This window comes from Kineococcus glutinatus, assembly GCF_039542765.1.
Taxonomy (GTDB): domain Bacteria; phylum Actinomycetota; class Actinomycetes; order Actinomycetales; family Kineococcaceae; genus Kineococcus_A; species Kineococcus_A glutinatus.
Window position 1 is genome coordinate 1 of record NZ_BAABIL010000255.1, and the last position, 7,170, is coordinate 7,170.

At 74.8% G+C, this 7,170-nt stretch carries 6 protein-coding genes; 4 read left to right on the plus strand and 2 right to left on the minus strand.

Translation table 11 applies throughout. The features are described 5' to 3' along the window. Both ABEB16_RS10570 and ABEB16_RS10575 read left to right on the plus strand, forming a co-directional pair. A partial coding sequence (locus ABEB16_RS10570) for a PfkB family carbohydrate kinase (RefSeq protein ID WP_345712215.1) occupies positions 1 to 444 on the plus strand: 444 nt, incomplete at its 5' end. Between the two features lie 65 nt (positions 445 to 509). Next, positions 510 to 950, plus strand: a complete 441-nt coding sequence (locus ABEB16_RS10575) for a ChaB family protein (RefSeq protein ID WP_345712216.1) — start codon at positions 510 to 512, stop codon at positions 948 to 950. 34 nt (positions 951 to 984) lie between these two features. On the opposite strand, the gene ABEB16_RS10580 is transcribed toward ABEB16_RS10575, so the two are convergent. Both ABEB16_RS10580 and glgP read right to left on the minus strand, forming a co-directional pair. Then, positions 985 to 2,004, minus strand: coding sequence for an SDR family oxidoreductase (locus ABEB16_RS10580; protein ID WP_345712217.1), 1,020 nt, complete (start codon positions 2,002 to 2,004; stop codon positions 985 to 987). 55 nt (positions 2,005 to 2,059) lie between these two features. Next, a complete protein-coding gene (glgP, locus tag ABEB16_RS10585; RefSeq protein ID WP_345712218.1) occupies positions 2,060 to 4,627 on the minus strand; it encodes an alpha-glucan family phosphorylase in 2,568 nt (855 codons plus the stop codon). 68 nt (positions 4,628 to 4,695) lie between these two features. On the opposite strand from glgP, the gene ABEB16_RS10590 reads away from it, so the two are divergent. Together ABEB16_RS10590 and ABEB16_RS10595 are read left to right on the plus strand one after the other, a co-directional pair. Then, positions 4,696 to 6,891: an alpha-1,4-glucan--maltose-1-phosphate maltosyltransferase gene (locus ABEB16_RS10590; protein ID WP_425560160.1), complete on the plus strand. Its 2,196-nt coding sequence runs from the start codon at positions 4,696 to 4,698 to the stop codon at positions 6,889 to 6,891. Further along, the coding region (locus tag ABEB16_RS10595) for an alpha-amylase family glycosyl hydrolase (RefSeq protein WP_345712219.1) at positions 6,892 to 7,170 on the plus strand (279 nt) is incomplete at its 3' end.

The window sequence follows — 7,170 nt, forward strand, 5'->3', positions numbered from 1 at the left end:
GTCGTGGTGGACGGCAGCACCGACGACGAGGAGGTGCGCGCCGACGCGCTGCGCACCGCCACCGACGTGCGCGCCGATTCCCACGAGGCGCAGCTGCTCGTGGGCCGGGAGCTGGCGGGCGTCGACGCGGTGCGGCGGGCGGCGGCGGACCTCGTGGCGGCGGGGCCGCGCCTGGTGGTGCTGTCGGCGGGCGCCGACGGCGACGTCGCCGCCTGGGACGGCGGGTCGGTCATCGTGCCGCACCCGGACGTGCCGCCGGCCGACCCCACCGGCGGGGGCGACACGTTCACGGCGGCGCTGGCCGTGGCGGTGCTGCGCCGCGACGGGCCGGAGGAGGTGGTGCGCTGGGTGGCGGCGGCCAGCACCCTCACGGTCCAGCACCTCGGGGGCCGGCCGGACCTGGGCCGCGGCGCCGTCGACGGGCGGCTGGCCCGCGGGGGCTGACGCAGGAGGGCTGAGGCGGGGGCCGCCGGCGGTTTGCCGTCCCGCCCGGGGGGTAGCGACCCGGCATGGCGAAGCACAGCGACGAGGCCGATCACGGCGGCACGCCGGATCCCGACGACCTGCCCAGCACCATCGCCCGCTCCGACGCGAAGGCGCAGCGGACCTACGCCAAGACCCTCGAGCACGCCGAGGAGGAGTACGGCGACGGCGAGCGAGCCCACCGCACGGCCTTCTCCGCGCTCAAGCACACCCACGAGAAGGTCGGCGACCACTGGGAGCCCAAGGCGGGCGGGCGCAAGGGCCCCTCGGACGCGCAGGCCGAGGGCGGCCGGGACACCCACCGCCGGACCGCCGAGGGCGTGGACGCCAACGCGACCAAGGAGCACCTGCTGGAGGTGGCCCGGCGCCTCGACGTCCCCGGCCGCTCCTCGATGGACAAGGGCGAGCTCGTCGAGGCCATCAAGAAGGCCAACGCCCGCGAGACGCGCAGGTCCCGCGGTTCCTGAGCGCGGGCGGCCCCCGGTGCGGCCGGGCCCGCGCTCACCCGGAGCGGCCGCGGACCGCCAGCCCCGTCGCGGCGGTCGCCGCCCCGAGCGCCGCCGCGGCCACGAGGTCGCGGTGCCGGGAGAGCCACGCCTGCGGGCTGCGCCGGTGGGATCGGGCGTCGAAACGACCGTGGGCGCCGTGGTCGCCGGGCACGGGGCCGTGCAGGTTGTCCCCGACCTGCGGGCGCTCGTCGCCGGGGCTCTGCTGCCCGTCGTAGCCGGTGCGGGCCAGGTAGCGGTCCAGCAGCGGCGCGGCCACCCGGTTGCCCCAGATCGTGGCCGCGGTGGAGACGCCCACCCACATCCGGCGGCGGGGGTGCTCGGCGGCGAACAGGACCGCGCGGGCCCCCACCTCCGGCTGGTAGATGGGCGCCACCGGCTGCGGGTGGGCGGGCAGGTCGTTCTTCACCCAGGTGAACTGGGGCGTGTTCAGCGCCGGCATGTGCACCGTGCAGACCCGCACGGAACTCCCCTGGTGCAGCAGCTCGGTGACGACCGACTCGGTGAACCCCACGATCGCGTGCTTGGCGCCGCAGTAGGCCGCCTGCAGCGGGATGCCGCGGTGCGCCAGCGCGCTGCCCACCTGCACGACGACCCCGCGGTCGCGCGGCTGCATGTACCGCAGCGCGGCGCGGGTCCCGTTGACGAACCCGCCGTAGGTGACGGCGGTGGCCCGCTCGAAGTCCTCCGGGGCGGTGCGGGTGAACTCCGCGAACACCGTGGCCATGGCGTTGTTCACCCAGACGGTGATCGGCCCGAGCTCGGCCTCCACGGCGTCCGCGGCCGTCTCCACCTGCTGGTGGTCGGCCACGTCGGTGACCAGGCCCAGCCCGCGCCGGCCGGCGGCGGCGACGTCGGCGACCGCACCGGCCAGCCCGTCCTCCCCGCGGGCCAGGACGGCGACGTCGTAGCCGGCGGCGGCGAACTCCCGCACGACCGCGCGGCCCAGCCCCGCCGAGCCCCCGGTGACGACCGCCACGCCCCTGCGCGAGGGCTCGCGCCCCAGCGCGCTCAACCGGTCCCGGGGACCGCTGCCCGGGGAGCCCGCCCCGCCCGCACCCGCCGCCACGTCAGGCGTTGACCACGAGCCCCAGCTCCGCGGGGCTGGCCAGCCCCGCGTGCCGGGGCAGGATCCGCACCGTGTAGCCGAAGGGACCCGTCTGCCGCAGCACGAGCCGCCCCTCGAAGCGGTGGCGGCCGCCCTCGTACGCCTCGGCGTGCACCAGCGGCACCACCCCGGCGGCGGTGAGCTCGTCGGACTCCGAGACGCGCCCGTGCACGACCTCCACCGCCACGTCGTCGGCGCCGAGCTCGCCGAGGGAGACGAAGGCGCGCACGTCGACGACGTCGCCGACCTGCGGGGAGTCCCCGACGCCGGTGGACTCCACGTGGTCGACGTGCACCCCGCTCCAGCGGGTGCGCAGCTGGCCCTTCCAGGCGGCGAGGTCCTTGGCGGCGGCCGCGCCGGAGGCCAGCGCCGCCCGGCCCGACGTCGCCGCCGGCACGTACAGCTGCTGCACGTAGTCCTGCACCATCCGGTTGGCCAGCACCTTCGGCCCCAGCGAGGCCAGGGTGTGCCGGACCATCTCGATCCAGCGGGCGGGCAGGCCCCGCTCGTCGCGGTCGTAGAAGCGGGCCGCGACGGAGTTCTCGACGAGGTCGTAGAGCGCGGCGGCCTCGATGTCGTCGCGGTGGTCGGGGTCGTCGACGCCGTCGGCGGTGGGGATCGCCCACCCGTTGGCGCCGTCGAACCACTCGTCCCACCAGCCGTCGAGGATGGACAGGTTCAGGCCGCCGTTGAGGGCGGCCTTCATCCCCGACGTGCCGCACGCCTCGAAGGGGCGCAGCGGGTTGTTCAGCCACACGTCGCAGCCGGGGTAGAGCGTCAGGGCCATCGTGATGTCGTAGTTCGGCAGGAACACGATGCGGTGGCGCACCGCCGGGTCGTCGGTGAAGCGCACCATCTGCTGGATGAGCCGCTTGCCCGTCTCGTCCGCGGGGTGCGACTTGCCGGCGATGACGAGCTGCACGGGCCGCTCGGGGTCCAGCAGCAGCTGCTTGAGCCGGTCGGGGTCGCGCAGCATGAGCGTCAGCCGCTTGTACGTGGGCACCCGGCGGGCGAAACCGATGGTGAGGACGTCGGGGTCGAGGACGTCCTTGATCCAGCCGAGCTGCGCCTCGCTGGCCCCGCGCTGCAGCCAGGAGCGCTTCAGCCGGGTGCGGGCGTCGGCGACCAGGCGGGCGCGCAGCACCCGGCGGGTGCGCCAGACCTCCTCGTCGGGGACCTGGTCCACCTTCTCGAAACCCTCGCCGCTGCGCAGCAGCTGCGGGCCGATGTACTGCCGGCCCATCGCGACGACCTCGGGCGCCACCCAGGTGGGGGCGTGCACCCCGTTGGTGATGGAGGCGATGGGCACCTCGGGGGCGTCGAACCCGCGCCAGAGCCCCTGGAACATGCCGCGGCTGACGGCGCCGTGCAGCTGGGAGACGCCGTTGGCGCGCTGGGCCATCCGCAGCCCCATGACGGCCATGTTGAAGACGTGCGGGTCGCCGCCGGGGAAGTCCTCCGCGCCCAGGGCGAGCACCCGCTGCACCGGCACGCCGGGCAGCTCGTTGCCGCCGCCGAAGTACAGCTCGATCTGGTCGCGCCCGAAGCGGTCGATGCCCGCGGGCACCGGCGTGTGGGTGGTGAACACCGTGCTGGCCCGCACGGCCTCCAGCGCCTCGTCGAAGGTCAGGCCGTTGCCGGCGACCTGCTCGCGGACCCGCTCGATGCCGAGGAAGCCGGCGTGGCCCTCGTTCATGTGGAAGACCTCCGGCTCCGGGGCGCCGGTGAGCCGGGACCACGCGCGCAGCGCGCGCACGCCGCCGACGCCGCAGAGCAGCTCCTGCTGCAGGCGGTGCTCGCCGCCACCGCCGTAGAGGCGGTCGGTGATGCCGCGGGCGGCGTCGTCGTTGTCCTCCACGTCGGAGTCCAGCAGCAGCAGCGGCACCCGCCCGACCTGCGCCTTCCAGATCCGCGCGGCCAGGGTGCGCCCACCGGGCAGGTCGACGGTGATGCGCGCGGGGGTGCCGTCGGCCTCCCGCAGCAGCGCCAGCGGCAGCCCGTCGGGGTCGAGGACCGGGTAGGTCTCCTGCTGCCAGCCGTCACGGGACAGCGACTGCTTGAAGTAGCCGGTCGCGTAGAAGAGGCCGACGCCGACGATCGGCACGCCGAGGTCGCTGGCGGACTTGAGGTGGTCGCCGGCGAGGATGCCCAGGCCCCCGGAGTACTGCGGCAGCGCCCCGGTGATGCCGAACTCCATGGAGAAGTAGGCGACGGCCCGCGGGGCCCCCTCGCCCAGCTCGGCGTACCAGCCCGGCCGGCGCAGGTACTCGGCGAGGTCGGCGGCCGCCGCCTCCACGCGCTGGACGAACGCGCCGTCGCCGGCCAGCTCCTCCAGCCGCTCGGTGCTCAGCGCGCCCAGCAGGGCGCCGGGCTCGCGGTGCACGGCGGCCCAGGCCGCCGGGTCCATCGACTCGAACAGGTCCCGGGTGGGCTTGTGCCAGGACCAGCGGAGGTTGCTCGCCAGCTCCCCCAGCGGCGCCAGCGCTGCCGGCAGGACGGTCCGGACGGTGAAGCGTCGGATGGCTCTCACGATCTCGCAGCGTAGCGAGCGCACCCCCGCGGCGCCGCCGGGCGCGCGACCCCCGCGCCGGGGAGCCGATGGGCGCCGCTCTGGGTAGGTTGCGTGCCGTGAGCCCTGCACAGGACCGCAGCACGGGTGCCCGCCGCACGCGGCGGGCCGACTCCTCCACGACACCGGCCCCCGCCGCAGCCGAGGGCCACGGGGACGCCGCCGAGCCGCTGGAGGCGCTGTCCGCCTCCGGCGTCGCCGACGAGCCCGCCGTCGCCGCGCTCGCCGCCGGCACGCAACTCGGGCGCATCCCGGTGCTGGACGTGGGCCCGGTGGTGGACGGCGGGCGCTGGCCCGCCAGGGCGGTGGTCGGCGAACCGGTGCCGATCACGGCCACGGTGTTCCGGGAGGGCCACGACGCCGTCGCGGCCACCGCCGTCCTCGTGCGCCCCGACGGCGCCGTCGGGGCGTGGGCGCGGATGGCGCTGACGGTGCCGGGCACCGACCGCCACGAGGCGGTGCTGGCCCCCGACGCCCCCGGCGACTGGGGCCTGCGGGTGGAGGCGTGGTCGGACCCGTACGGCACGTGGGAGCACGACGCCACCATCAAGATCGGTGCCGGCGTCGACACCGCGCTGATGCTGGAGGAGGGCGCGCGCGTCCTGGAGCGGGCCCTGGAGCTGCCGGGCCGCTCCGACACCGACCGAAAGGTGCTCTCGGAGGCGGTGACGGGCCTGCGGGACACCTCCCGCCCGGACGAGGCCCGGCTGGCGGCGGGCACCTCCCGCGCCGTGCACGACGTCCTCGCCGACCTGCCGCTGCGCGACGCGGTGACGGCGTCGCAGACGTACCGGCTGCGCGTGGAGCGCGAGCGGGCGCTGTTCTCCAGCTGGTACGAGTTCTTCCCCCGCTCCGAGGGCGCGCACTTCGACGAGGAGCGGGGGCGCTGGGTGTCCGGCACGTTCGCCACCGCGGCGCGCCGGCTGCCGGCCATCGCCGCGATGGGCTTCGACGTCGCCTACCTCACCCCGGTCCACCCCATCGGGCGGGTCAACCGCAAGGGGCCGAACAACAGCCTGGAGTCCGGGCCGCTGGACCCCGGCTCCCCCTACGCCATCGGCGCGGCCGAGGGCGGCCACGACGCCCTCCACCCCGACCTGGGCACCTTCGCCGACTTCGAGGCCTTCGTGGGCGAGGCCCGCGCGCACGGGCTGGAGGTGGCCCTGGACATCGCGCTGCAGGCCGCGCCGGACCACCCGTGGGTCACCGAGCACCCGGAGTGGTTCACCACCCGCGCCGACGGCTCCATCGCCTACGCGGAGAACCCGCCGAAGAAGTACCAGGACATCTACCCGCTGAACTTCGACAACGACCCCGACGGCATCTACGCCGAGATCCTGCGGATCATCGAGCTGTGGGTGTCCCACGGCGTCACGCTGTTCCGCGTCGACAACCCGCACACCAAGCCCGTGCAGTTCTGGGAGTGGCTCATCCGGGAGGTGAACTCCCGCCACCCCGAGGTGGTCTTCCTGTCGGAGGCGTTCACCAAGCCGGCGATGATGCACACCCTCGCCAAGGTGGGCTTCCAGCAGTCCTACACGTACTTCACGTGGCGCAACGCCGCCTGGGAGCTGCGGGAGTACCTCACCCAGCTCACCACCGAGTCGGCGCACTACATGCGGCCCAACTTCTGGCCGACGACGCACGACATCCTCACGCCCACCATGCAGTACGGCGGGCCCGCCGCCTTCAAGCTGCGCGCCGTGCTGGCGGCCACGATGGTCCCCTCCTGGGGCATCTACACCGGCTACGAGCTGGTGGAGCACGCGGCCCGGCCCGGGGCGGAGGAGCAGCTCGACAACGAGAAGTACCAGTACCGCCCGCGCGACTTCGAGCGCGCCGAGGCGGAGGGCCGCAGCCTGGCGCCGCTGCTGCGCCGCCTCAACGAGGTCCGCCGCGAGCACCGGGCGCTGCAGCTGCTGCGCGGCACGACCTTCCACGCCGCCGACGACGAGAACTTCATCGCCTACTCCCGCCGGTTCGTGCCCGCGGCGAACCAGGAGGGGCAGGAGGACCACGTCATCGTGGTCGTCAACCTCGACCCGCACGCGGTGCGGGAGACGACCGTGCACGTCGACATGCCGGCCGTCGGCATGGACTGGCACGACGCCTACGAGGTGGAGGACCTCCTCACGGGCGCGGTGTGGACGTGGGGCGCGCACAACTACGTCCGGCTCGACCCGTTCACGCAGCCCGCCCACGTGCTGCACGTCAGGAGGCGGTGAGTGGACAACCTCCACATCGCGGGGCCGGGCCTCAAGAACGATCCGCAGTGGTACAAGTCCGCCGTCTTCTACGAGGCGCTGGTGCGCGCCTTCGCCGACTCCAACGGTTCGGGCAGCGGTGACTTCACCGGCCTCATCGGCAAGCTGGACTACCTGCAGTGGCTGGGCATCGACTGCATCTGGCTGCCGCCGTTCTACGCCTCGCCGCTGCGCGACGGCGGCTACGACATCTCCGACTACTGCGCGGTGCTGCCGGAGTTCGGCACGCTGCCGGAGTTC